Origin of the sequence: Acholeplasma hippikon (genome assembly GCF_900660755.1) — a bacterium.
Lineage (GTDB): Bacteria > Bacillota_I > Bacilli_A > Acholeplasmatales > Acholeplasmataceae > Acholeplasma > Acholeplasma hippikon.
In genome coordinates this window covers 956,375-982,679 of sequence record NZ_LR215050.1, presented here as the reverse complement: position 1 = coordinate 982,679, position 26,305 = coordinate 956,375, and the positions used below count along the sequence as shown (strand labels likewise).

Annotated in this window: 20 protein-coding genes and 1 other annotated feature; all 20 genes read left to right on the top strand. The window is 32.7% G+C overall.

From position 1 onward, the window contains the following. The first annotated feature begins 603 nt into the window (after positions 1–603). Positions 604–1,965: a glutamate--tRNA ligase gene (gene gltX, locus EXC59_RS04720; protein ID WP_162163922.1), complete on the top strand. Its 1,362-nt coding sequence runs from the start codon at positions 604–606 to the stop codon at positions 1,963–1,965. Beyond that, the gene (locus EXC59_RS04715) at positions 1,962–3,551 is read left to right on the top strand and encodes a hypothetical protein (protein WP_035368574.1); all 1,590 of its coding nucleotides are present in this window, start codon (positions 1,962–1,964) and stop codon (positions 3,549–3,551) included. Before gltX ends, EXC59_RS04715 begins: the two co-directional genes overlap by 4 nt. A gap of 97 nt (positions 3,552–3,648) precedes the next feature. Next, positions 3,649–5,475 carry a DUF2779 domain-containing protein gene (locus EXC59_RS04710; RefSeq protein ID WP_162849174.1) on the top strand — a complete coding sequence of 609 codons (1,827 nt, stop codon included), beginning with the start codon at positions 3,649–3,651 and terminating at the stop codon, positions 5,473–5,475. A 45-nt stretch (positions 5,476–5,520) separates the two neighbouring features. Beyond that, entirely contained in the window at positions 5,521–6,825 is a 1,305-nt protein-coding gene (gene cysS / locus EXC59_RS04705) for a cysteine--tRNA ligase (RefSeq protein ID WP_035368573.1), read from the top strand. Between the two features lies 1 nt (position 6,826). Next, positions 6,827–7,195, top strand: coding sequence for a Mini-ribonuclease 3 (locus EXC59_RS04700; protein WP_035368572.1), 369 nt, complete (start codon positions 6,827–6,829; stop codon positions 7,193–7,195). Between the two features lie 2 nt (positions 7,196–7,197). Continuing rightward, positions 7,198–9,849, top strand: a complete 2,652-nt coding sequence (locus EXC59_RS04695) for an HAD-IC family P-type ATPase (protein ID WP_051658955.1) — start codon at positions 7,198–7,200, stop codon at positions 9,847–9,849. Between the two features lie 43 nt (positions 9,850–9,892). Then, the gene (rlmB, locus tag EXC59_RS04690; protein ID WP_035368571.1) at positions 9,893–10,585 is read left to right on the top strand and encodes a 23S rRNA (guanosine(2251)-2'-O)-methyltransferase RlmB; all 693 of its coding nucleotides are present in this window, start codon (positions 9,893–9,895) and stop codon (positions 10,583–10,585) included. A 16-nt stretch (positions 10,586–10,601) separates the two neighbouring features. Beyond that, positions 10,602–11,096 (top strand): sigma-70 family RNA polymerase sigma factor, encoded by a 495-nt coding sequence (locus EXC59_RS04685; RefSeq protein WP_035368570.1) that lies wholly within the window; start codon positions 10,602–10,604, stop codon positions 11,094–11,096. A gap of 91 nt (positions 11,097–11,187) precedes the next feature. Further along, the gene (gene rpmG, locus EXC59_RS04680; RefSeq protein ID WP_084145100.1) at positions 11,188–11,337 is read left to right on the top strand and encodes a 50S ribosomal protein L33; all 150 of its coding nucleotides are present in this window, start codon (positions 11,188–11,190) and stop codon (positions 11,335–11,337) included. Positions 11,338–11,349: 12 nt separating this feature from the next. Beyond that, the gene (locus EXC59_RS04675) at positions 11,350–11,778 is read left to right on the top strand and encodes a preprotein translocase subunit SecE (protein WP_035368569.1); all 429 of its coding nucleotides are present in this window, start codon (positions 11,350–11,352) and stop codon (positions 11,776–11,778) included. Then, positions 11,778–12,326 carry a transcription termination/antitermination protein NusG gene (nusG, locus tag EXC59_RS04670; protein ID WP_035368568.1) on the top strand — a complete coding sequence of 183 codons (549 nt, stop codon included), beginning with the start codon at positions 11,778–11,780 and terminating at the stop codon, positions 12,324–12,326. The genes EXC59_RS04675 and nusG overlap by 1 nt, the downstream gene beginning before the upstream one ends. A 114-nt stretch (positions 12,327–12,440) precedes the next feature. Then, positions 12,441–13,235, top strand: coding sequence for a hypothetical protein (locus EXC59_RS04665; protein WP_035368567.1), 795 nt, complete (start codon positions 12,441–12,443; stop codon positions 13,233–13,235). A gap of 120 nt (positions 13,236–13,355) precedes the next feature. Next, positions 13,356–14,948 (top strand): ABC-F family ATP-binding cassette domain-containing protein, encoded by a 1,593-nt coding sequence (locus tag EXC59_RS04660; protein WP_035368566.1) that lies wholly within the window; start codon positions 13,356–13,358, stop codon positions 14,946–14,948. Between the two features lie 263 nt (positions 14,949–15,211). After that, entirely contained in the window at positions 15,212–15,640 is a 429-nt protein-coding gene (gene rplK / locus EXC59_RS04655) for a 50S ribosomal protein L11 (protein ID WP_035368565.1), read from the top strand. A 64-nt stretch (positions 15,641–15,704) separates the two neighbouring features. Beyond that, positions 15,705–16,400, top strand: a complete 696-nt coding sequence (gene rplA, locus EXC59_RS04650; protein WP_035368564.1) for a 50S ribosomal protein L1 — start codon at positions 15,705–15,707, stop codon at positions 16,398–16,400. Between the two features lie 18 nt (positions 16,401–16,418). Further along, positions 16,419–16,550, top strand: a sequence feature (ribosomal protein L10 leader region). Positions 16,551–16,589: 39 nt separating this feature from the next. After that, the gene (rplJ, locus tag EXC59_RS04645) at positions 16,590–17,081 is read left to right on the top strand and encodes a 50S ribosomal protein L10 (RefSeq protein ID WP_035368563.1); all 492 of its coding nucleotides are present in this window, start codon (positions 16,590–16,592) and stop codon (positions 17,079–17,081) included. Between the two features lie 21 nt (positions 17,082–17,102). Beyond that, positions 17,103–17,477 carry a 50S ribosomal protein L7/L12 gene (rplL, locus tag EXC59_RS04640; RefSeq protein ID WP_035368562.1) on the top strand — a complete coding sequence of 125 codons (375 nt, stop codon included), beginning with the start codon at positions 17,103–17,105 and terminating at the stop codon, positions 17,475–17,477. A 63-nt stretch (positions 17,478–17,540) separates the two neighbouring features. After that, a complete protein-coding gene (locus EXC59_RS04635; RefSeq protein ID WP_035368560.1) occupies positions 17,541–18,134 on the top strand; it encodes a class I SAM-dependent methyltransferase in 594 nt (197 codons plus the stop codon). Positions 18,135–18,271: 137 nt separating this feature from the next. Continuing rightward, positions 18,272–22,084 (top strand): DNA-directed RNA polymerase subunit beta, encoded by a 3,813-nt coding sequence (rpoB, locus tag EXC59_RS04630; RefSeq protein ID WP_035368558.1) that lies wholly within the window; start codon positions 18,272–18,274, stop codon positions 22,082–22,084. After that, the gene (gene rpoC / locus EXC59_RS04625; protein ID WP_035368556.1) at positions 22,084–26,208 is read left to right on the top strand and encodes a DNA-directed RNA polymerase subunit beta'; all 4,125 of its coding nucleotides are present in this window, start codon (positions 22,084–22,086) and stop codon (positions 26,206–26,208) included. The genes rpoB and rpoC overlap by 1 nt, the downstream gene beginning before the upstream one ends. Positions 26,209–26,305 lie beyond the last annotated feature (97 nt).

Here is a 26,305-nt window from a genome sequence, read left to right as displayed (position 1 = left end):
TCAATGGCTTCTTTTTTCTTTCTAAAGGTGAATAAAAATGAAAATTCTCATCATGGGTTTTAGCGGATCGGGAAAATCCACATTTGCTCAAGAGCTAAGTACAATTTATAATATAGATGTCACACATTTGGATTAAATTTACTTTAAGGATAATTGGGTTGAAAATGATTTTTTAGTGATTTCGAACAAAGTTAGTCAAGTGTTAGAAAAACGTTGTTGGATTATGGATGGTAATTACACAAAATTTCATATAGAAAAGCGTCTGCATGATGCCAATCAAATATTTATATTTGAAATGAATCGATTTTTATGTCTTTTTCGTATAATTAAAAGGCGTATTAAATATCATCAAAAGGCACTCCCTTCTGCACAAAAAAATTGTCATGAAAAATTAGATGTTAAATTCATTTGGTGGATTTTTTATAAAGGAAGAACAAAAAAGACAAAAAGTATTCCTAAGAAAAATCCGAGAAAATTATGGAGTAAAAGTAACAACTTTTAACCATCCTAGGGAAGTAAAGCGTTACTTAATGAGTATTCAGGAAAAATAAACTTGTTTATTTAGTATAAATAAATTATAATTATAGGTGCGAAAAGAGGATTATGATGAAGAAAATTAGAGCTAGATATGCTCCATCACCAACCGGATTACTACATATCGGGAATGCAAGAACAGCATTATTTAATTACTTATTTGCACGTCACCATGGCGGAGAATTTATTATTCGTATCGAAGATACCGATGTGGCAAGAAACGTGGCAGGTGGAGAAGAATCACAATTAAATTACTTAAAATGGTTAGGTATGACTTGGGATGAAGGTCCAGATAAAGGCGGTCCATATGGTCCATACCATCAATTAAAGCGTTTAGATCTTTACAAAAAATATGCAGATGAACTTTTAGAAAGAGGATTAGCATATAAAGACTATAAAGAGGGGTCAGATAGATATGCGATCCGTTTTAAAGTGCCTGCAGGCAAAACATACACATTTGATGATGTTATCCGCGGAAGCTTAGTCTTTGAATCTAAAGAAGTAGAAGACTGGATTATCGTTAAAGATAATGGAATTCCTACATACAATTTTGCGGTTGTTATTGATGACCACTTCATGGAAATTTCACATGTATTTAGAGGAGAAGAACATATTACAAACACTCCTAAACAAATCATGGTTTATGAAGCATTTGGTTGGGAAGTTCCAACATTTGGACATATGACAATCATTGTTAATGAAAATAAGAAAAAATTATCTAAACGTGATGTCAATACAATCCAATTTATCAGTGATTATGAAAAAATGGGATATTTACCAGAAGCAATGTTAAATTTCCTATCACTTTTAGGATGGTCACCAACAGGTGATAAAGAAATCTTAAGTCATAATGAATTAGTTTCATTGTTTGATGAACATAAATTATCAGCTGCCCCATCATATTTTGACAAAGCTAAACTTGCGTTTATCAATTCAAAATATATTAAGCAATTAGATATGGAAGGATTAAAGAAACTATGCGTTCCTTTCTTAAAAGAAGCTGGTATTGAAATTCCAAATGAACTTTGGTTAGAAAACTTACTTTCAATCTTTAAAGATAGAATCTCATATGGTAAAGAAATTGTTAAATATTACAATGAATTCTTCCATGATGATTTCAAAATTACAGATGAAGTATTGAATGAATTAAATCAATTTGCTAAAGAAGATGTGTTAAAAGTGTTAGAAGCATTCAAAGATGCTGTTAACCAAAGCGAATTTACAGATGCAACAGCATTAGAAGTATTAATTAAATCAGTTGGGGCAGAATCAGGGGTTAAAGGTAAGACTTTATTCATGCCTCTACGTATTTCAACAACAGGCGAAGCACACGGGCCAAGTTTACCAGTATCTTTAATTTTATTAGGTAAGGATAAAGTTGCTCAAAGAATTAGCCAAACAATCAACGTGATAAAAGGGGTCACTTTATGAAAAAATTACTATCGATTTTTACAATTGCAGTTATCTTAGTGCTTGCAGCATGTGCTAAAGGAACAAAGTCAAATGCAAGAGCAACACTTTCAAACTATATCGTTTCAAGTCAAAAAGCATCTTTCCGTGTTGAGGTCAAAGACCCAGATGGAGAATTAGACAATCGCTTATTTGACATTAAAATTGTTGACGAAAAAGGTAAAGAAACAGTATTAGAAGATCAAACTATTAATAAAAACCAAATTAAGAACTTTGATTTTGAAAACTTAGAAAGAACAATGAATTACACTGTAATTGTTACAGGTAGTAAGGATGACAAAGAATTCCAACTTGCTAAAGTTACTAATGCCTTCAAGACATTAGCTCAAGGTGATGTTGAAGAAGATCCATTATTAATTAAATCAACTTCGGATTTCTTAAATATGCAAGCGAAAAAACATTATCGCTTAGATAATGATTTAGATTTTGAAAATGAGTCATTTGAACCATTATTTACATCAGGTACGCCATTTGCAGGAACATTTGATGGAAATGGAAAGACAATTAAAAATATTAAGATTTCAGCAGAAAACGATGTGTACAAATCATACTTATCAGTATTTGGTTATGCTTCAAAATCAAAGATTAAAAACGTTACATTTGATAATGTAACAATTGATAACGATGCTAAACCTTACACAGGTATTCATTATGTTGCAGTTGTCGTTTCTAAAGTTTCAAACAATGAATTTGAATTAGATAACGTAACAGTTTCTAACTCAACAATTAAAGTTAGACACAACATTAATCAATCAACTACAAACCGTAACTTATATGTAGGTTTAGTTGGTGGTTCAATCCAAGGTAAAATCTCAAACGTAACAGTTGTTGATTCTAAAATTGAAGTTTCACAAGGCGGCGTTAACGGTGTTTATGCAGGTACGGATATTTCAACAGCAGGTACTTATGTAGGCGGCGTTGTAGGTCTTATGGAACAAGATAAGGGCTTCGGTATGAAGAATATCGCAATTTTTGATACAGAAGTCAATGTAACAATTGCTCAAGATAAGAAGGGTAATGGTTCAGGTCAAGTTTATGTTGGCGGTATCTTTGGTGCAAACAGAAGTGACCGTAGTTCATCTGATTTTGTTTCAAACGCAACAATCAATGTAATACATACAAAACATGTAGATACAGAAACTGAAAAATTAGATGTAATTTATGTAGGAGGTATCGCAGGAAACTTACATAAATCAAATATGTCTAACGCATTCTTCGGTGGACAAATCAACGTTCAAGCATCACATGAATTAGCGGCTATCTACGCATCATTTGTTACACCATATGCAACTAAAGCCTCATCTAAACTAATCACAAGTGGTACAATTACAATCACAACAGAAAATGGAACACAAACTAAAGCTGTTGTTGATATCTATGGTTATCAAGGTTCTGGTTCATGGAACAAGTTCCAAAATGTGAAGAGATTAGCTGGCGCAGTTGCTACAGTTGATGGTAATGCAGTTTCATTATCAGATTATGAATTAGTGAATGCAATTGCTGATTTCATCGATTCAGAATTCGTGTTAACTAACTATAATAAATAATTAAATTGATGCAGTTATACTGCATCTTTTTTTTCATGTATAATTAACTTGAGGTGAAAACATGGCTTTCTTTAATAAAATATCAAAGACTCGTTTTATGGCGGGACTTAATTGTCCTCGTTTTTTTCCGCTTTTTGAATTATATAAAAAGAAAAATGATGCAACTGTTTCATTTAAAGATGATTTATCCGACTTATTAGATGAAGAAAACCTATTTAGAAAGCAAGAACTTATAAACGAGATGTTTGAAGTTTCTGATGAAGATGAAATTATTGATAAAATTGAAAGCGTTGATCCTTCTCATGAAATCATGATGCCATATTATAGAAAAATTGAAGAGTTAAGTTCTATTTATGCAAAACATAAATTTAATCATGATGTTATTTTCAGTTTTGAAACAAAAGAACAAAAACGCTTTGAAACAGAAGTTGATGGTTATTATTTTTATTGTTTTTTAGATGGATATCAAGATTTAGGGGATACCGTAAATATTATTGAATCAAAAGCAATCACATCAAATACCTTTTTTAAACAAAAATTCAGCATTGATAAGGAAAAATATGCGATATTTCAGCCTGATCAAAGTGGTATATTAAGAACTAGAGAAAGTTTAGGATTACCAATTGGTGGAAATTATAAAGAGGTGATTGAAAGAATCATTGATCGAAATCATGAATTAGGAAGCTATATTTATGATTTAACTTATCAAAGATTTGTGATTGAAAATAGTAAACAACTGAATCATAAAAATGTAAGATATCTACTTTCAGTTTTAAACCATACATACGAATTTGATGGCGTATATGAAAATAAAGAACCAAATTATTTAAAAGATATTGATAAGAATTTTATTATTACACTTGTTGATGTAACAGACCTTACCGAAATAGCCTTAAAAAAGTTTAAAGAAGATTTAAAGATAGTGATTAATCGATTAGATACAAATTACTATGATGATAGTTTAAATGATTTATGTCCGAGAAAAGGTAAACATAAATGTATGTTCCATGATATTTGTTATGAAAAGATTCCTAAGGAAAATTCGATTTTTACATACTTATATGGACATTTTGGTTTTAAAGATGAAAAAGGTAATAAACACTTTGTAGCAGATTTATTAAGAGAAAATAAATTAAGTGTACTAGATATTCCTTATCATTGGTTAGATAGGCCAATAAACAGAATTCAATATAATGCTGTTAAAACCCATAAACCATATATTAATTATGCTAGAATTAATGAAATTTTATCGAAATTACCATACCCGCTATATCATTTGGATTTCGAGTCATTTCCATGCCCTTTACCACGTTTTAAAGGTGAAAAACCATATAGTCAATCTGTCTTTCAGTTTAACTTACATATTGAAGAAAAAAACAAGGATGTTCACTTAATAAAGGACAGTTACCATTATCTAGCGACTGATCATACAGACCATAGAAAATCGTTAGTTGAGTATATGTTAAAACTTATCAAAGACGATGGAACAATTATTGCTTGGAATGATAATTTTGAGAAAGCACGCTTAAAAGAGTTTGCGAATTTTTTCCCAGAATACAAAGAAAAACTAATAAACATGGTGGAAAGAACCTTTGATTTAATGGCTGTTTTTAAAGGAAACTATCATGAAATTTACCCGAAGTGGGGAATTGAAAAAAAAGAAGGCGTTAACTTTTATCACGAAAAAATGCAAGGCAGTTTCTCCATTAAAAAAGTCCTTCCAATTCTTGTTCCATCCATGAATTATAACGAATTAGATGTTAAAAATGGTAATGATGCAATGGTTACTTACGCAATGTTTCCGTACATGGAAAATAAAGAATTTGTGGCAAAAAAAGATGCACTCATTACATATTGTCGCCAAGATACATTCGCAATGGTGAAAATACTGTCTTCCTTAAGGAAAATAGCCGAATTTTTTTGAAAAATAGCCGTTGTAAAGTATAATATTTAAAAGAGGTATCCAATCATGTTGAAAATATATAACTCACTTACAAGACAAATTGAAGAATTTATTCCAAAGCATAAAAACAAAGTGAATATGTATGTGTGTGGACCAACGGTTTACGATGATATTCATATTGGGAACGGTAGACCGGTTGTCTTTTTTGATGTGGTCAAAAGATACCTATCATATCTTGGATATGAAGTGAAGTATGCTTCAAACATTACCGACGTGGATGATAGAATTATTGACCGTGCAATGAAGTTAGATATGAGCGAAGAAGAATTAGCCAAAAAATATGCAAATCGTTTTTTAGAAGTTGTTAATAATTTGGGTTCTAATCTTCCAGATGTTGTACCATACGCAACAGATTATATTGATCAAATGATTAAGTTTATTGATGAATTAGTCAAAAAAGATTTTGCGTATGTAACAAACAGTGGTGTTTATTTTAGAGTTTCTAAAATTAAAGATTATGGCATCCTTTCAAATCAAAAAATTGATGAACTTAGAAAAGGTGTTCGCGTCGAATTAGAGAGTGATAAAGAGGATAGTGCTGACTTTGCGTTATGGAAGTTTACCGAAGTTGGGATAAAGTATGATTCTCCATGGGGAGAAGGACGTCCAGGATGGCATACTGAGTGTGTTGTCATGACATCTGAAATATTTGATGATGAATTAGATATTCACGGAGGGGGATTTGATTTAAAATTTCCACATCATGAAAATGAGATTGCCCAATCAATGGCACATCATGATCATCATTTATCAAAATACTGGATGCATGTTGGTCGCTTAGATTTAGCAAATGTTAAGATGAGTAAATCACTTGGTAATGATATTAAAGTGCAATCACTCTTAACAAAATATAGTGCTGGTGCATATCGCTTATTATTACTTGCTCATGGATATAGAAATCCAATTTCATTTACCGAAGAGTTAATTGAGCAATATCAAAAATCATATGATAAAATATCATATACATTGAATAAGTGGAATTTCTTATTTGAAGTAAATGGAAATAAATCATTAGCATTTTATGAAGAAACCATGAATGAATTTAAATCATTAATGGATGATGATTTTAATACCCCACTTGTTATAACACAACTAGAAAATCTTAATAAACAATTAAACAAAACAGGTAATTACAGTTATTTTAAGGCAATGATTGATATCTTGGAAGTATTAGGGGTTAAACCAAATATCAATGAAGTGCATGATGCGGATATCAATATTTACAAAGCATGGAATGAAGCAAGAGTAAATAAAGATTTTAAAACTGCAGATGAATTAAGAGCACACTTAAGTCAAAAAGGATGGATATAATTTGAACGGTTTATCGTTAGCCTATTTAGGTGATGCGTATTATGAATTAGCAGTGAGACGTTATCTACTTAGTCAAGGCATTACAAAAATAGATCAATTACATAAACAAAAGGTTAAATTTTCCTCAAATGCATCACAAATGAAGGCAATTAATTACTTCTTGAAAGAAAACATCTTAACAGAAGACGAAATGGACGCATTCAAAAAAGGGAGAAATGGTGCACATTTTGGCAGAAAGAATATCGATATTGTAACTTATCAACAAGCTACAGGCTTTGAAAGTTTAATTGGATATTTAAGTATCCACAATGAGGAAAGATGTAAGGAATTAATTGCAAAAGCAATTGATTATATAAGGTTAGGTGAGTAACTATGGCGAAGAATTCTCAAAATGAATTACTCTCATTACTGGAAGAGGCAAATCAAGATAAAGGTAAGAAGTCTAAACAAAAAGGACCTAAAACTGTTATTGTTGAAGAGCCACTGGCGATGAGTGGAGATCCATTAGGATTAATTCAAACAAACAAACAATTAAGTGAGGCGAAAACGCCTGCGAGAATCAAATCAAAGAATGATGTTGTCGTTGAACGTTATAACCCGGAAGTATTAAAGGGGTTAACTTCAGATGATGTTGAACAACGTCAATTAGCTGGTATGGCTAATATCTCAGAAAAAGGTTCTACAAAAACTGTTGGGAAGATTATCTTTACCAATGTTTTCACTTTCTTTAACTTATTAATCGTTATCATTTGTGGATTACTGATTTGGTCTGGAGCATCTATTACACAAACTGCTTCATTCTTTATCGCTACCATTAATACAATCATCGGTATTATTCAAGAGATTAATGCTAAGAAGATGATTGATAAATTATCACTATTATCTGCACCAACCGCTATTGTTATTCGTGACAGCAGTGAACAAGAAATTTCAACAACAGAAGTAGTGATTGACGATATTATTAAACTGACAAGTGGTAAGCAAATTATTGTCGATGCTGTTGTTCGTGAAGGTTCTATTGAAGTAAATGAATCCTTACTAACTGGGGAATCCGACCCAATCATTAAAAAAGCCGGAGACACATTATATTCTGGTTCATTTGTGATTTCAGGTTCATGTTATGCACAAGCAACCGCAATTGGCGGCGATATTTATATTGAAAAATTAACAAGCCAAGCGAAAAAGTATAAGAAACCAAAATCCGATATCTTTAAATCACTTGGGACAATTATTTTAGTTGTCGGGTTTATTATTGTTCCAGTAGGTATTACGCTATATTTACTTGCACCCGGTGCATGGAATGACCCAGCATATATTCCGACCAATATTATTAAATCGGCTGGGGCGATGTTAGGTATGATTCCTTCAGGTTTATTCTTATTAACAACAGTCACCTTAGCAGTTGGGGTTGTTAGACTAGGTCAAAATAATACCCTAGTTCAAGAATTATACTGTATTGAAATGTTAGCAAGAATTGATACGTTATGTTTAGATAAAACAGGTACCATTACTGACGGTACAATGACAGTTAAATCAGTGATTGAATATGAAAGTATTCCTGGATTACCTTTAAAACAACTCGTATCAGCAATTTTAAATGCTCAAAATGATCAAAACTTAACAAGTGAAGCGTTATATGAAAGATTCGGTAATCAAAAACGTATTCGTCATAAAGCGTTAATTCCATTTTCATCAGCTAGAAAATACTCAGCAGTAGAATTCGAAAAGTATGGAACATTTGCTTTAGGTGCACCAGAATTTGTATTAAAACACGAATATAACCAAGTTGCTAAAGAAGTTGAAAAACAAGCAAATGAAGGGTATCGTGTGTTAGTTATTGCTCATACAGATGCTCCAATTGAAAACAATCAATTAGAAGGTAAATTAAAGCCAATCGCTTTAATTATGATTGAAGATACAATTAGACCAGATGCACCAGATACCATCCAATACTTTAAGGATAATGGTGTGAATGTGGTTGTAATTTCTGGGGATAACCCAATTACTGTATCAAGAATTAGCCAACGAGCTGGTATTGAAAATGCAGAGAACTATATTTCTTTAGAAGGTTTATCAGATAAAGATGTTGTAAGAGCGGCAAATAAATACACTGTCTTTGGTCGTGTAAGTCCTCAACAAAAGAAATTATTAATTGAGTCTATGAAAAACAACGGTCATACAGTTGCCATGACAGGTGATGGTGTAAATGACATCTTAGCATTAAAAGAAGCAGACACATCAATTGCAATGGCTTCTGGTAGTGAAGCAGCAAGAAATGTTTCACACTTAGTTTTAATGGATTCGAACTTTGCAAGTATGCCTAAAGTAGTATCTGAGGGTAGAAGAGTTATTAATAACATTCAACGCGTTTCAAAACTATATCTTACAAAAACACTATTAACAATCTTATTAAGTATCACAGTTATTATTCGTGCATTAATGGGACATGATTCAATCTACCCATTAAAACCATCACATTTACTAATTATGGAATTCTTAGTTATTGCGATTCCATCATTCGTACTTGCACTTGAATATAATAACCAAAAAATTACAGGTAAGTTCTTAGCGAAAATCATTAAGGACGCATTACCTGGCGCATTAGTTGTTTTAATTAATGCATTAATCATTTATGGTTTAGCAATGCCTTTAGGCATGGATATTTCAACGATTGAAGGTGAGGTTGCAATTTCTACCTTAATTGGTATTTCTGCAACTGCAACATCATTCATGGTATTATTCACTGTTTCTAGACCACTTAATGTAAAACGTAGCGTCATGTTCTTTGGTACATTAATTACTGCGATTTTAGCTGTATTATTATTACCAGAAGCACTTGAATACACACCGATTTTCTCAATCCAAAACGTAACAAGAACAAATCCACTTTCACTCAGTCAAATTTTATTATTAATTGTATTGATATATAGTTCATATCCAATGATGTATATTATTACCAATATAGTGAGATGGTTAAAGATCGTTGCTAAAAAGACAGTTCACGTTATTTCAGACATGAAGTAAAAAGCGCGCTTTAAACGCGCTTTTTTTAAAGGAAGGTAAAAGTATGATTATATACGGAAAAAATGTAATTAGAGAAGCAGTATTAAATAAAAGACCAATTTATAAAATGCATGTTGATGAAAAATCAACGGATACAAAGTTCATTAACTTTTTAGAACAAAACAATGTTAAATTCGTTAAAACTAATAAGGGTGAATTAAATAATCTGACAAACAATGGTGTACATAATGGTGTGGTTGCAGATGTTAAACCATATGAATATGTTTCACTAGAATCAGCGTTAGATGAATCTAAAGTTCAAAAGTTCTTAATGCTAGATGAAATTCAAGACCCACATAATTTAGGCGCGATTTTAAGAAGTGTTGAAGCAACTAAATTCGATGGTGTGATAGTTTCAAAGAGTAACCAAGTCGAATTGACAGGTGCAGTTGCGAAAACCTCAAGTGGAGCAATTGAACATGTGAAAATGATTTTAGTTTCAAATCTTTATCAAACCATCCTAAAGATGCAAGAAAAAGGATTTATAGCGATTGGGACTGCTGGAGAAGCAAAACATAGCTATACTGAAATTCCAAAAGATAAACCCCTAGTAATTATTATGGGAAATGAAGCAGAAGGGTTAAGACCATTAATTAAAAAAGGTTGCGACATGCTTGTTTCAATTCCGATGTTTGGTAAGGTTAATTCCTTAAATGTTTCTGTAGCAACAGCATTGATGCTATACCAAACAATTTAGTTAGTAGGTGAACGATATGATCAATGATTATGAATTAATTTATTTATATAAAGAAAGTATGAATGAAGCGATTTTTGAAAGAATCATTGAAAAGTATCGGCCACTAATTTGGAAAAATATATATAAATTCTTTGTTAAAACGCAAGATCAAGACGATTTTTATCAAGAAGCAGTAATTTTACTTTATCAAGCACTTCAAAAGTTTGATGAAAATCAAAATAAGACATTTACAAAATATTATGAACTTTTATTAACAAGACGATTTGTTCAATTAAAAGATAAGACTGCAAAATATGTACTTTTCCCTAATTCTGAATTAATTGAAGAAACGTATACCCCTGATTTTGATAATTTTAATGAAGCGCCAGAACTAGCGCCATTAGAAGAAAAAATCTATCAAATGTATTTTGTGGATAAAATGATCACAAAATCTATCGCTGAACAGTTGCAAATATCAGAAAAATCTGTAAAAAATGCAATATATCGCATTAAGTGTAAAATGAAACACTAATTATATGTTATAATTATTAAGCATTGACTAAAGTGGTAAGAATGTTGTAAAATAAAAATACATTCACAGGCCACAAAGGAGTGGTTTTTTAATGAGAGAAAAGATTATTTTAGTATGTAGCGAATGTTTATCTAGAAATTATGCGACAACAAAGAACAAGCAAATTTCAAAGGAACGCTTAGAACTAAATAAACATTGTCCAAAATGTGGCAAGCATACATTACATAAAGAGAGCAAATAGGAGAAAAGTATTATGGCAATTAAGAAAAAGGAACAACAACCTAAAAATAAACTGGTTGAAATTTTAAAAACAGAATATAAAGGCGAATCTTTAATCTTAGGTATTCTTGCAACAATCACTGCTGCAATTGCTGTTATGATTATTGGAAATGTTCAAGGATTACACATTCCTGCTGATTTCCCAGTATTAGGTGGATCACCTAATGATATGATTTTTGCTTGGACAGTTTTAATTATTGCATTACTAGGTCTTGCTTTAGTTATCTATCCATTCTTTTTACCTGCATTCCCAGAATTCAGAAAAATTTCATGGGCGGGTTTCCGCGATTTCGCAGACAACGCAGTACGCGTAATTATCTTCGTGTTAGTATTTACATTATTTGTAGCAGCTGTAGATGCGATTACACTTAGAATTTTAGAACTTATTGAGGTAGTATTATAATGGCTGAAAAAGCACCAAAAAGACGTTGGTATGTTATTCAAACATATTCAGGTTATGAAAATGCTGTAAAAGAAGACTTGCTACGCCGTGTTGAATCAATGGGCATGCAAGATTATATCTTCCAAGTTATTGTTCCTGAAGAACCATATATTGAAAAAACAAAAGACGGAAAAGAAAAAGAAAAAATTAGACAAATCTTCCCTGGGTATGTATTTGTAGAAATGTTAGTAACTGATGACTCCTGGTTCGTTGTTCGTAACACACCAAGAGTAACTGGTTTCTTAGGATCTTCAGGTGGTGGTACAAAACCAGTTCCACTTCCAGAAGAAGAAATTAAACCCATCCTATTAAAGATTGGTGCTATTACTAAACCTAAATACGATTACCTATTAGGTAAGAGTGTTCAAATTATGTCAGGACCGTTCGAAGGTCAAATTGGTAAAGTTATTTCTATTGATGTTGATCAAGAAAAATTAATTGTTGAAATTGATCTATTCGGTAGAGGAACTCCAACTGAAATTGCATTTAATCAATTTAGAGAAGTTTAAAAACGAAAGCGACAGGAAATGTCGCTTTTTTCATTTTATGAAAATACTTTATAAGTTTATATACACTTCATAAAAATCTTGATATAATCAAGATGAAAGTGATAGGGTATTTATATGAAGAAATATTTAATTGCAGGTATTAAAATTGAATTTAATTATCAATATGATAAATTCTTTAAAAACAACATTGAAAAATATGCTTATGAAGGAAATGACATTGACCATACAATCAATGTACATTTTAATGATGTTTTAGAAGCGCCCCAAGGAGAAAACTTCTTTGTTTTTTCAAAGAGTGTTTCAGGTTATAAAGCATACATGTTATATGATGAAAACTTAAGAAATATTAACTTGTGGATTGATTTGGATGCATTTAATGATGCCGCAGTTGCTGAGTATATTTATGCTGGAATGATTTTTATGTACCTAGCTCAACGTCGTGGTTTAGTTGCTGTTTCAGGTACTGCAATTAACTATCAAGATGACGTTTTATTATTTGTTGCACCAGCTGGAACAGGTAAAACAACACACGCAATGATGTGGAAAGAAAACTTTACAAATGAAGTTGAATTTATTACAGATCTAAAACCTTTACTTTATGTAAATGATAATGCAGTGTATGTTTATTCAACGCCGTTTTCTGAGTTAAATACAAACAAATTTGAAAACAATAAAGTTAAAGCAATCATTTATTTAAACCGTGGTGCGGGCGAACATATTAAAGTATTAGATAAAAAAGAAGGATTGAGTCTTTTAACTGATAATACAATTAAGCCAGCTGCTGGAAAAATTACTGATATTAAAGACACTTTAAAATTAATAAATGAATTAACACCAGCTTATTTATTTGATGTGTCATTAAACAAAAAATCACCAATTGTTGCAAAAAAATCAATTTACAATAATTAACAAAACACGCAATCTTGCGTGTTTTTTTCATACAATTAGGCTCTTAAACTTACTTTATTTAACTTTATGTATTAACTATGATAGAATAGTGAAGGTTATTTAAAAAATGGAGATGATCGTATGTTACAAACAGCAGGAATTTCTCTTCAAATCGGCAAAGAAATGTTATTTGAAGATGTCAATATTAAATTTACAAACGGAAACTGTTATGGATTGATTGGTGCTAATGGTGCCGGTAAATCTACATTCTTAAAAATCTTAGCAGGAAGAATTGAACCAACACGTGGTCAAGTGATTTTCCCTCAGGATAAAAGAATGTCATTCCTAGAACAAAATCACTATTTATATGATGAAAATGAAGTCTTAGAAACGGTTATTATGGGGAATATGAAACTCTATAATATCATGCAAGAAAAGAACGCTATTTACATGAAAGAAGACTTTACAGAAGAAGATGGCATTAAAGCTGGTAACTTAGAGGCATTATTTGATGAAATGAACGGATGGAATGCTGAGAGTGATGCTGCTGTTTTACTGACTGGTTTAGGAATTGATGTTTCACTTCATAACTTGAAGATGAAAGAATTAAATGGTAATCAAAAAGTTAAAGTTTTACTTGCTAAAGCACTTTTTGGTAATCCAGATGTTTTATTATTAGATGAACCCACAAACCACTTAGATCATGAAGCAATCTTATGGTTAGAAGAATATCTTTTAAACTTCGATAATACAATTATTGTTGTTTCACATGATAGATACTTCTTAAATAAGGTTTGTACACATATTGTAGATATTGACTATGGTCAATTAACGCTTTATACAGGTAATTATGACTTCTGGTATGAATCAAGCCAATTATTAATCAAACAAATGAAAGAGCAAAACAAGAAGAGCGAAGAAAAGATTAAAGAATTACAAGATTTCATCGCACGATTCTCAGCAAATGCCTCAAAGAGTAAACAAGCAACCTCACGTAAAAAAGCACTTGAAAAAATTGAACTTAATGAAATTAAACCTTCAAATAGACGCTACCCATATATCAACTTTAAAGTTGATAAACCACTGGGAACAGATGTGTTAAAAATTGAAAATTTAACTAAAGTTATTGATGGCGTTAAGATACTTGATAATGTAAGTTTAGTTGTTGGAAATGATGAAAAGATTGCCTTTGTTGGGCCAAATGAAAAAGCTAAGACAGCACTATTTAATATTCTTGCGGGTCTTGATAATGACTATGAAGGATCATTTAAATTCGGTTCAACAGTGAAAGAAGGATATTTCAAAAAAGACCATGATGATGACTTTAAAAAACCGATTTCAATGACCGAATGGTTAACAGATTATTCCCCTAATAAAGAATCAACATACGTGCGTGGATTCTTAGGCAGAATGTTATTTAGCGGTGATGATGCATTAAAAAATTTAAATGTCTTATCTGGGGGAGAAAAGGTAAGAGTTTCACTTTCAAAAATGATGATTCAAAGTAACAACTTACTAATTCTTGATGAACCGACAAACCACTTGGATATGGAATCAATCACGGCATTAAACAAGGGGTTAATTGAATTTACAGGCGTATTATTATTTGCAAGTAAAGACCACCAATTGGTTCAATCAACTGCAAATAAACTTGTTGAAATAACACCTGATGGGCAATTCAAAACATTTAATATTTCATACGACGAGTATTTGGAAAAACAAAATGAAAAATAAGCGGATTTTGATTCCGCTTTTTTATTTCAAAATTAGAGATTAAAGGTATAATGATTAAGGTACAAATGAATAAATTTATTTAGTAAATAAATCAATCTTGACTGTGTTAACAAAAAAACACATAGATATTCACTTAAATCATTTTCTTTATTTTCTAGTTGACACCTAGACACCAAAATGATAGAATAATAACGCGTGTAAACACACCATAGTGGAAGAATACATTCGTACCACATACTTATTATGAAGAAGGAGGTTGTGTTATGGCAGAAAAGAAAGTTGTCAAACAAGTTAAATTACAAATCCCTGCAGGGAAAGCAACTCCAGCGCCACCAGTTGGTCCAGCACTAGGTCAAGCTCAAGTTAATATCCCTCAATTTGTTAAAATGTTTAACGATATGACGCAAAATATGATCGGGTATGTTGTTCCTGTTATTATCTCAGTTTACGAAGATAGAACATTTACAATCGTTACTAAGACACCACCAGCTTCTGACTTACTTAAGAAAGCTGCAGGAATCACTTCTGGCGCTAAAAACGCTAAGAAAGAAAAAGTTGCAACTATCACTAAAGCTCAGTTAGAAGAGATTGCAAAAACAAAGATGCCTGATTTAAACGCATATACTGTTGAAGCAGCAGCTAAAATCATTGCTGGAACTGCAAAACAAATGGGCATCGCCATTTCAGAATAATTTAGAAAATTAAACGTTTCTAAATTGTGGGAGGAATTCCCGTTATACCACATTTAGGAGGAAAATCATGAAAAGAGGAAAGAAATACTTACAGGCTGCTGCTTTAGTAGATAAAACAGTTAAGTACTCAGGTTCTGAAGCTGTAGAATTAGCTAAAAAGACAAGCACTGTTAAGTTCGACGCAACTGTAGAAGCTGCATTCCGCTTAAACGTTGACCCTAGAAAAGCTGACCAAAACTTAAGAGGAGCTATTAGCTTACCTCATGGTACTGGTAAAACTGTTAGAGTAATCGTTGTTGCTAAATCAGATAAAGCTAAAGAAGCTTTAGCTGCTGGTGCTGACGAAGCAGGAGATGTAGAATTAATCGAAAAGATTAGCAAAGGTTGGTTCGATTTTGATGTAATGGTAGCAACTCCAGATATGATGGCTCAGTTAGGTAAATTAGGTAGAGTATTAGGTCCTAAAGGATTAATGCCAAACCCTAAAACTGGTACTGTAACATTAGACGTTGCTAAAGCTGTACAAGAAATTAAAGCTGGTAAAATTGAATATAGAACAGATAAAGTTGGTAACATCCAAGTTCCAATCGGAAAAGTTTCATTCGATGCGAACAAGTTACAAGAAAACTTACTTGCAATCTATGGTCAATTAGTAAGAATTAAACCTGCTACAGTTAAAGGTACTTACATCAAAAATATTACTGTTTCTTCAACAATGGGACCTGGTATCCATATTGATGAAAACAACATTAGAAAATAATTATTAACTATATAATTAAAAACTTTATTTAAATATCCATAGACAGTGGCTGGTCTGAAGACCTTAATTTGCTACCGAGGAAAAATAAACCTGGAACTTATTTTCTCTCTTTACGTCTTTCGGATTAAAGAGGGATTTTATTTTTTAAGAAATAAAATTCAGAAAGACAAACCCAAAAGGAGGCACACAATGCAAAAAGCAATTATTGCACGTAAAGCTGAAGATGTTAAAGTTTTAACTGAAAAGTTTGCAATGGCTAAAACAGTTGTCGTATTCGAATATGCTGGATTAGATGTAGCTGCATTCACTAAGTTAAGAATTGATCTTCACAAACAAAACATTGATGTAAAAGTTTACAAAAACAATATCACAAGACGTGCCGCTGAATTAGCAGGGTTTGGTGCGTTAAATGACTCACTAGTTGGGCCATTAGCTGTTGCAATCTCATATGATGATGTTGTAGCTCCAGCTAAGAGCGTAGCGGATTTTGCTAAAACTAACAAAACGGTTGTGATTAGAAGTGGTGTTATTGAAAAAGAAGTTGTTGGTGCTGCTGAAATTAATGCTTTAGCAAACTTACCATCAAGAGAAACTTTATTAACACAATTAGCTGCTGGATTATTAATGCCAGTGAAAGAATTAGCAGTAGGTTTAAATATGCTTACTGAAGGTTCAAATTAATATTAAAAGGAGAACAATAAAATGGCTAAATTAACAAAACAAGCTTTCGTAGAAGCTTTAAAAGAAATGTCTTTATTAGAAATCAAAGAATTAGTTGATGGATTAAAAGAAGAATTCGGAATCGACCCAACTGCTGTAGCTGTTGCTGCTGGTCCAGTTGCTGGTGCAGCTGCTGCTGAAGAAAAAACTGAATTCGACGTTATCTTAAAATCATTCGGAGATAAGAAAATCGAAGTAATCAAAGTTATGCGTGCTGTAACTGGTTTAGGATTAGTAGAAGCTAAGGCTTTAGTTGAAACTGCTGATGCTAAGATCAAAGAAAAAGCTAAGAAAGAAGAAGCTGAAAAAATTAAAGCTGACTTCGAAGCAGCTGGCGCAACTGTTGCTATCGTTTAATTTTAACGAAGTGTTTGAAAACCTGAGGGAAACCTTGGGTTTTTGCCACTTTTAGGAGGACTCATGAGTCACTATTTTATCAACGATCCAAACCTGAAAAGTCAAGAAAGAGTCTATCATATCAACTTTGCAAATCAGCCTTTTGAATTCACAACAGATAAGGGCGTTTTTAGTCAAGATGGACTGGATTTTGGGTCTGAATTACTACTAAAAGAAGTTCAAATAAAACCAGAAACAAAAACACTATTAGACGTTGGTTGTGGTGTAGGTGTCTTAGGAATAATATTAAAGAAATTAAATCCTGGACTTGAAGTAACCATGTCAGATGTCAATTTGCGAGCACTTTCGCTAGCTAAGAAAAACGCTCAAAAAAATCAAATTGATGCAAAGATTATTGAATCAAATTTGTATGAACATATTGATGATAAATTTGATTTAATAATTTCAAATCCTCCAATTCGTGCGGGTAAAAAAATTATCTATACTTTATACAGTGATGCAATCAAGCATTTAAATGCTGGGGGAGAATTGTGGATTGTTGTTAGAAAACAACAAGGTGCAAAGTCAACCATCGAATTCTTGAAGACACGCTATGATCAAGTAGATGTTGTTGCGAGAGATAAAGGCTTTTATATTATAAAATCGAAAAAAAATTAATAAATGCAGTTTATAGTTGCATGGTTGTTCAAATTATGGTAAAATTATAAAATGCATAGAAATGGACGTTTTATATATTTATATATATATAAAGCGTAAAATTATGTTCTCCCAAAGAACGATAGGAGTGTGGATTCATGGGATATAAAACCGACAAATACGGCAAAAAAGTAGAGCGACGTAACTATTCAAAAATGTTACACAATGTAGAATTACCAAACCTTATCGAAATACAAACTTCTTCATTTGATGAATTTATTAAAACAGGAATCAATGAGTTATTAGTTGATATTTCTCCGATTGAAGGACACAATGGCGATTTAAAGTTATATTTTGAAGAAAGCTTCTTAGCTGAGCCAAAATATTCAATTAATGATACCAAATTACGTGATTTAAACTATTCTAGACAGTTATCTGCAAGAGTTAAATTAGAAAATGCAGTAACTGGTGAAGTTAGAGAATCAATGGTCTTAATGACTGATCTACCTATGATGACTCCATCAGGGACTTTTGTCATTAATGGCGCTGAACGTGTTGTTGTCTCACAAATCGTAAGATCATCTGGTGTTTACTACACATCTGAACTTGATAAAAAGATTAACGACATTAAATATTCTGCTCAAGTTATTCCAACTCGTGGTGCTTGGATTGAATATGAACAAGGATCAAAAGAAATTCTCTATGCAAAACTTGATAGATCTAAGAAGGTTCCATTAACAACTTTCATTAGAGCATTAGGTTTCACTACTAAGAAAGAAATTGAAGAAACATTTGGTAAGAATGGTTTATTAACTGCTACATTTGAAAAAGATGAAGCAAAATCACCAAATGATGCCGTAATCGAATTATATTCTAAATTACGTCAAGGCGAAAAAGTTCCTGCTGATGCAGCACGCGAATTTATTCGTTTAAGATTATTCGACAGACGTCGTTATGACTTAGCGGCGGTTGGTCGTTATAAATTTAACAAAAAATTAGATGTTTTATCACGTGTTCAAGGTGCTTATTTAGTAAACGACGTTATGAAAGATGGCGAAGTATTAGTTGCTAAACACACACACTTAACAAAAGAAGTTATTGAATTATTAAAAGAAAACCGTGATGCATTTAGAAAAGAAATTATTTCTAAAGAAAACAACTTACAAAATGAAACTGCTGAAGAAATCTTAGCAACTACATTACCAGATGGCGGCGATATGCTTTATGCTAAAGAAAATATCGTTAACTTAAGAACTGGTGAAGTTTTAGTTAAGAGAAATGAAGCAATTACTGAAGAAGTTATTAACTTATTAAGAAGAAACAGACAATCAATTGATGAAAAAGTTATCAAATATTTCTTAACATCAGATGTTTATGCTAAAGAAGCTAGTCGACAAGGTGTTATTGTTGAAATGTTAGATATCTATACATTAGATGAAAATAACATCAAATCAAATGTAATTAGAGTGATTGGTTCTGACCAAAGAGAAACAAGAGAACATATCGTATTATCAGATATTGTTGCATCTATCTCATACTATTTAAACCTTTATGACAAGATTGGTAATGTTGATGACATTGACCATTTAGGTAACCGTCGTTTACGTTTAATTGGTGAATTATTAAAGAACCAATTTAGAATCGGTTTAGCTAGAGCCGAAAAGAACATTAAAGATAAGATGTCTACAACTAACTTTAATGATGCTACACCAGCAAATATTATCAATATGACTCCATTAGTGGGTGCGATCAAAACATTCTTTGGTTCATCACAATTATCACAATTCATGGATCAAATTAACCCACTTGCTGAATTAACTCAAAAACGTAGAGTTTCAGCTTTAGGTACAGGTGGTATCGCTAGAGACCGTGCCGGTGTTGAAGTACGTGACGTCCACAACTCTCACTACGGTAGATTATGTCCAATTGAAACACCAGAAGGTCCATCAATTGGTTTAATCTCATCACTTGCTACATATGCTAAAGTGGATGACTATGGCTTTATTAAAACGCCTTTCTTAAAGGTTGTTAAAAATGAAGAAGGGCACCCATTGGTAACAGATGAAGTTGTATACTTAACTGCTGACCAAGAAGGTGATGAAGTTATTGCTTCAGCAGCTTCTCCAGTGAATGCTGATGGTACATTCAAAGAAAATAAAGTAATCGCTCGTGCGAACGGTGAAACAACAATCTTAGATTCACAATCAGTAACTTATATGGACGTAAGCCCTAAACAATTAGTGTCAGTTGCCTCTGCCTCAATTCCATTCTTAGAACACGATGACGCGTCACGTGCCTTAATGGGAGCGAACATGCAACGTCAAGCTGTTCCATTATTAAAACCAACTTCACCAATTGTTGGTACAGGTATTGAACACAAGGCTGCTAAAGACTCTGGTGCAGTTGTTGTTGCTCATCATGCTGGTTATGTAACATATGTTGATGCTAAGAAAGTTATTATTACAAGAGAACCAAAAGAAGATGTTAAAGTTGGTAACAAAGTAATTTATAAAGTTGGTGGCGACTTTAACTATGCAATCGCTAAACAATTATATGATTACAAGTTAGCTGAAACTGATACATATGAATTCATCCAATTCTTTAGATCAAACCAAGATACATTAGTTTTACAATCACCAATTGTATTCCAAGGTGAATATGTAGAAGCTGGTGATGTTATTGGTGATGGTCCATCAACAGAAAAAGGTGAATTAGCATTAGGTAGAAACGTAACAGTTGCCTTCATGACTTGGGAAGGTTATAACTATGAAGACGCCGTTATTATGTGCGAAGACTTAGTTAAAAATGACGTTTATACTTCAATTCATATTGATGAATACGAAATTGAAACTCGTGATTTAAAACAATCTAACGGTAAAGAAGAAATTACAAGAGAAATTCCTAACGTTGGACAAGAAGCTGTTAAGTACTTAGATGAACGTGGAATCATTATTCCTGGTTCAGAAGTAAAAGAAGGCGACATTTTAGTTGGTAAGATTACACCTAAAGGTGTATTTGAACCAACACCATCAGAAAAATTAATTCATGCTGTTATCGGAGATAAAGCTAAAGAATATAGAGACTCATCATTACGTGTTCCACATGGTGGTGGTGGGGTTGTACAATCAGTACAATACTTTAGCAAGAAAAATGGTGATCAACTTCCTGCTGGTGTAAACGAACAAATTAGAGTTTACATTGCTAAGAAGAGAAAGATTACTGAAGGAGATAAGATGGCTGGTCGTCACGGTAATAAAGGGGTTATCTCTAAGATCTTACCAAGAGAAGACATGCCATACATGGCTGATGGTACATACGTTGATATCATGTTAAACCCACTTGGGGTTCCATCACGTATGAACATTGGACAAATTTTAGAAATTCACTTAGGTATTTCTGCTAAAAAATTAGGTATCAAGGTTGCTACACCAGTATTTGATGGTGTAAGTGACCAAGACTTAAAAGAAATCATGGCTGAAGCTGGTATCGCTCCAGACGGTAAGACAGTTCTTTATGATGGACGTACAGGTGAACCATTCCAAAACAGAATTTCTGTTGGGGTAATGTACATGATTAAATTATCACACATGGTTGATGATAAGTTACACGCTAGAAACGTTGGACCTTACACATTAGTTACTCAACAACCAATGGGTGGTAAAGCGCAAAACGGTGGACAAAGATTTGGGGAAATGGAAGTTTGGGCATTATATGCTTATGGAGCTGCCAATACTCTTCAAGAAATGTTAACTGTTAAATCAGATGATATGCTAGGAAGAAACAAAGTCTACTATGCAATCACTCACGGTCAAGAAATTCCAAAAGCCTCAATCCCAGAATCATTTAGAGTATTAACAAGAGAACTACAAGCTTTAGGTTTATATGTTGAACTTGTCGATGCTGAAAATGGTGAGAATGAAGCAATCAAGAGTTTAGTTGACTCCTCTAAAACTAAGGGAGGGCTTAGATAATGGCTAACAAAGAACTATTAACTTTACCAGTTGAATCACTAAAATTATCTACACAAGCGCTAGAAAGATTAAAACTCTCAGGTATTGATCGTTTAGAAGATTTTAATACATTTAATTTAAAAGAATTACAAAGTCTATTAGGTGATTCTTTCCAAGAAGTATTACCAACATTAATTTTCTATAAATTACCAAGAAAAGTATCAGATTTATCTTTATCAGATGAAAGTGTAAATATCTTAGAATCAGCAGGTATTTATGATTTAGAAATGTTATTAAAGTATGACAAACATGCTTTATTCCACATTTTTGAAGAAGATCAATTCTTATTAAAAGAAATTAACGATTTATTAGCTTTATACAAACAAGAAGTTTTACATGAATCATTACATGATGATGACACAATTGAAATTGGTGGTACTAAATCTACGCCTGTTGATGCGGTAGAAGCACAACCAGCTTCAAGCAGAAAAGATTATGGTTCAAGAACTTTCACTCACTTCAAGATTAGATTAGCTTCACCAGATGAGATCAGAAACTGGTCTTATGGTGAAGTAGTTAATCATGAAACAATTAACTACCGTACAAGCAAACCTGAACCAGGTGGACTATTTGATGAAAGAATCTTTGGTCCAACTCGTGACTACCAATGTGCTTGCGGTAAAAAACAAACAGTAAACAAAGGTCAAATCTGTCCAAAATGTGGTATCGAAATTACTGAATCTAAGGTAAGACGTGAACGTATGGGTCACATCAACTTAGAAGCTCCAGTTGTTCACACATGGTATTTAAAGAGCTCACCTTCAAGATTAGCAATTCTATTAGGAATCAAAGCTAAACAATTAGAAGAAGTTGTATACCATGCGGCTTACATTGTTACTGATCCAGGGCATAACACGCCATTATCTAAGAAACAAATTTTAACTGAACAAGATTATTCTGCATTAGTTGAAGAATACGGTGGAAGATTCACTGCATTAACTGGTGCTGAAGCCGTTAAGAAGTTATTACAAGATTTAGACTTAGATAAAGAAGTTAAACAATTACGTCGTCGTTTAAAGACTGCTTCTAAACAAAAACGTGATCGTATCATTAAACGTTTAGAAGTTGTTGAAGCATTCAATAATTCTGACAATAAACCTGAATGGATGGTTATGGATGTTATTCCAGTTATCCCACCAGATTTACGTCCAATGGTTCCGCTTGATGGTGGTAGATTTGCTACAACAGACTTAAACGATTTATATCGTCGTATTTTAAACCGTAATAACCGTTTAAAGAAACAAAAAGAACAAATGGCACCACGCTTAATTACTAAGAACGAAAAACGTATGTTACAAGAAGCGGTTGACGCATTATTTGACAATGCTAAACGTGGTAAGAAAGCTGCTGTTGAAAGAAATAGACATCTTAAATCATTATCTGATTTATTACGTGGTAAACAAGGTCGTTTCCGTCAAAACTTACTTGGTAAACGTGTTGACTACTCAGGACGTTCAGTAATTATCGTCGGACCGGACTTAGAAATGTACCAATGTGGTATTCCACGTGAAATGGCGATTACATTATTCAAGCCATTTATCTTAAGAGAATTACAATTAACTACTGGCGCTGAAAAGAAAAATGCCAATGCTAAATATGAAAAGCGTGATGAAGATACATGGAGAGCATTAGAAAAGGTTGTTCGTGAACATCCAGTTCTATTAAACCGTGCCCCAACACTTCACAGACTTGGTATTCAAGCATTTGAACCTAAATTAATTGATGGTAAAGCAATTCGTCTTCACCCATTAGTTACACCAGCCTTCAACGCTGACTTCGACGGTGACCAAATGGCCGTTCACGTTCCACTTTCACCAGAAGCACAAGCTGAAGCAAGATTATTAATGTTAGCTTCAAATAACATCTTAAACCCTAAAGATGGTAAACCAGTTGTTACGCCATCTCAAGACATGGTTTTAGGTAACTATTATTTAACAATTGAAGAAAGATTAGACAGAGACTTTGGTGCTGATGTTGAACGTGCAGAAGAACACAGATTCAAACACAGAAACGAAGGTAAATTTTACTCTTCAATCGAAGAAGCTAAGATTGCTTACGATAATAAAGAAATTACATTACATACAAGAATCATTATGAAACCTCAAGCTGTAAAACATACATTCACTGAGGCTCAAAATGAAATGTATTTAGTTACTACATTAGGTAAGTTAATTTTCAATGAAATCTTACCCGATACATTCCCATATGTTAACGAACCAACTGTAACTAACTTAGAAGAAAAAACTCCGGATAAATACTTTATTCCAAAAGGTGTTAATCCAAAAGAATTCTTAAATGCAATGCCATCTCCGCAACCATTTAAGAAGAAATTCCTATCATTAGTTATTGCTCGTGTATTCAAGATTTTCCATATTTCTGAAACATCTAAGATGTTAGACAAACTTAAAGACTTAGGATTTAAATATTCTACAGTTGCAGGGATCACAATTTCATTTGCTGATATCAACGTTTACTCTAAGAAAGAAACAGAACTTAAGAAGACTCAAGCAGAAATTGATGCAATTGAAGAAATGTATGAACTTGGTCTTTCAACTGAATCAGAAAGAAAGAAACAAGTTATTGAAAAATGGACTAACCTTAGAGCTCAAATTCAACAAGACGTCATGAATGAGTTCGATAAGAGCAACAATATCTTCATGATGGCTGACTCAGGAGCCCGTGGTAACGTATCAAACTTCACTCAGTTAATTGGTATGCGTGGTCTGATGAGTAACCCTAAAGGGGAAACTATTGAAGTCCCAGTTACATCTTCATTCCGTGAAGGTTTAACAGTTTCTGAATTCTTCATCTCAACACACGGTGCGCGTAAAGGTTCTACCGATACAGCCTTAAAGACTGCTGAATCAGGTTACTTAACTCGTCGTTTAGTTGACGTTTCACAAGATGTTATCATTGTTGAAGATGATTGTGGATCAAATCATGGTTTACTTGTAGAAGCTATTATTGACGAATCAGGTAAAGATGTTGTTCCATTATATGATAGAATCTTAGGTCGTTTTGCAGCTAAAGATGTTGTAAATCCTAAGACTGGTGAAGTATTCGTTAAACGTAATGAATTAATCACTGATGAAATTGCATCAGCAATTACTAAAGCAGGTATTAAATCAGTTGAAATTAGATCAACATTAACATGTAACTCAGATCATGGCATTTGTGCTAAAGATTATGGTATTAACTTAGCAACAAATAAATATGTAGAAGTTGGGGAAGCAATTGGGGTTGTCGCAGCGCAATCAATTGGTGAACCAGGTACTCAGTTAACCATGCGTACATTCCATACAGGTGGGGTCGCATCAGGTGCCGATATTACTCAAGGTCTTCCACGTATCCAAGAATTATTTGAAGCACGTAATCCAAAAGGTAAATCAGTTATTTCTGAAGTTCGCGGTAAAGTTAAAGAAGTATCACGTAAAGGTGGCTCTGTAATGATTACTGTCGCTGATGCTAAAGACAATGAATTTAAATACACATTAGATCCAAATATTGAATCACTAGTTAAGAAAGGCGATACAGTAGAAGCTGGTCAAAAACTTTCTAACGGTTCAATCAATCCAAAAGAATTATTAAGAGTTGCAGATACTACAAAAGCAAGCGAATATATCTTAGAAGAAGTTCAAAAGGTATATCGTGCGCAAGGGGTAGAAATTTCTGATAAACACGTTGAAGTTATTATTCGTCAAATGTTAAGACGTATCATGGTAGTTATTGAAGGTGACACTGATTTATTACCAGGTACTGAAGTATCAATTGCTGAATTCAAACGTGCTAATAGAAAAGCTCTTCAAGAGAAGAAACGTCTTGCAGTTGGACGTCCAATCTTACTAGGTATTACACGTGCTTCATTACGCAGTGATTCATTCTTATCTGCTGCATCATTCCAAGAAACTACAAGAATCTTAACTGATGCTGCAATTAAAGGAAAACGTGATGAATTACACGGATTAAAAGAAAATGTAATTATCGGTGGATTAATCCCTGCAGGTACAGGTATCTTAAAAGAAAAATCTTTCTATTACGATAAACCACAATCTCAATTACCAGCGTTTGAAGACGACGTAGAATAATTAAAAAAAGGCCAATTATAAAAAAATTGGCCTTTTTATTTTTACGTAAATTACACTTAAATATAGTAAATTTCATTACATTTTTGTTGACTTTTAC

Bases quoted from the DNA above. Each gene is read 5' to 3' on its own strand.
- gltX (WP_162163922.1), top strand. From the start codon at position 604: ATGATGAAGAAAATTAGAGCTAGATATGCTCCATCACCAACCGGATTA.
- EXC59_RS04715 (WP_035368574.1), top strand. From the start codon at position 1,962: ATGAAAAAATTACTATCGATTTTTACAATTGCAGTTATCTTAGTGCTT.
- EXC59_RS04710 (WP_162849174.1), top strand. From the start codon at position 3,649: ATGGCGGGACTTAATTGTCCTCGTTTTTTTCCGCTTTTTGAATTATAT.
- cysS (WP_035368573.1), top strand. From the start codon at position 5,521: ATGTTGAAAATATATAACTCACTTACAAGACAAATTGAAGAATTTATT.
- EXC59_RS04695 (WP_051658955.1), top strand. From the start codon at position 7,198: ATGGCGAAGAATTCTCAAAATGAATTACTCTCATTACTGGAAGAGGCA.
- rlmB (WP_035368571.1), top strand. From the start codon at position 9,893: ATGATTATATACGGAAAAAATGTAATTAGAGAAGCAGTATTAAATAAA.
- EXC59_RS04685 (WP_035368570.1), top strand. From the start codon at position 10,602: ATGATCAATGATTATGAATTAATTTATTTATATAAAGAAAGTATGAAT.
- rpmG (WP_084145100.1), top strand. From the start codon at position 11,188: ATGAGAGAAAAGATTATTTTAGTATGTAGCGAATGTTTATCTAGAAAT.
- EXC59_RS04675 (WP_035368569.1), top strand. From the start codon at position 11,350: ATGGCAATTAAGAAAAAGGAACAACAACCTAAAAATAAACTGGTTGAA.
- nusG (WP_035368568.1), top strand. From the start codon at position 11,778: ATGGCTGAAAAAGCACCAAAAAGACGTTGGTATGTTATTCAAACATAT.
- EXC59_RS04665 (WP_035368567.1), top strand. From the start codon at position 12,441: ATGAAGAAATATTTAATTGCAGGTATTAAAATTGAATTTAATTATCAA.
- EXC59_RS04660 (WP_035368566.1), top strand. From the start codon at position 13,356: ATGTTACAAACAGCAGGAATTTCTCTTCAAATCGGCAAAGAAATGTTA.
- rplK (WP_035368565.1), top strand. From the start codon at position 15,212: ATGGCAGAAAAGAAAGTTGTCAAACAAGTTAAATTACAAATCCCTGCA.
- rplJ (WP_035368563.1), top strand. From the start codon at position 16,590: ATGCAAAAAGCAATTATTGCACGTAAAGCTGAAGATGTTAAAGTTTTA.
- rplL (WP_035368562.1), top strand. From the start codon at position 17,103: ATGGCTAAATTAACAAAACAAGCTTTCGTAGAAGCTTTAAAAGAAATG.
- EXC59_RS04635 (WP_035368560.1), top strand. From the start codon at position 17,541: ATGAGTCACTATTTTATCAACGATCCAAACCTGAAAAGTCAAGAAAGA.
- rpoB (WP_035368558.1), top strand. From the start codon at position 18,272: ATGGGATATAAAACCGACAAATACGGCAAAAAAGTAGAGCGACGTAAC.
- rpoC (WP_035368556.1), top strand. From the start codon at position 22,084: ATGGCTAACAAAGAACTATTAACTTTACCAGTTGAATCACTAAAATTA.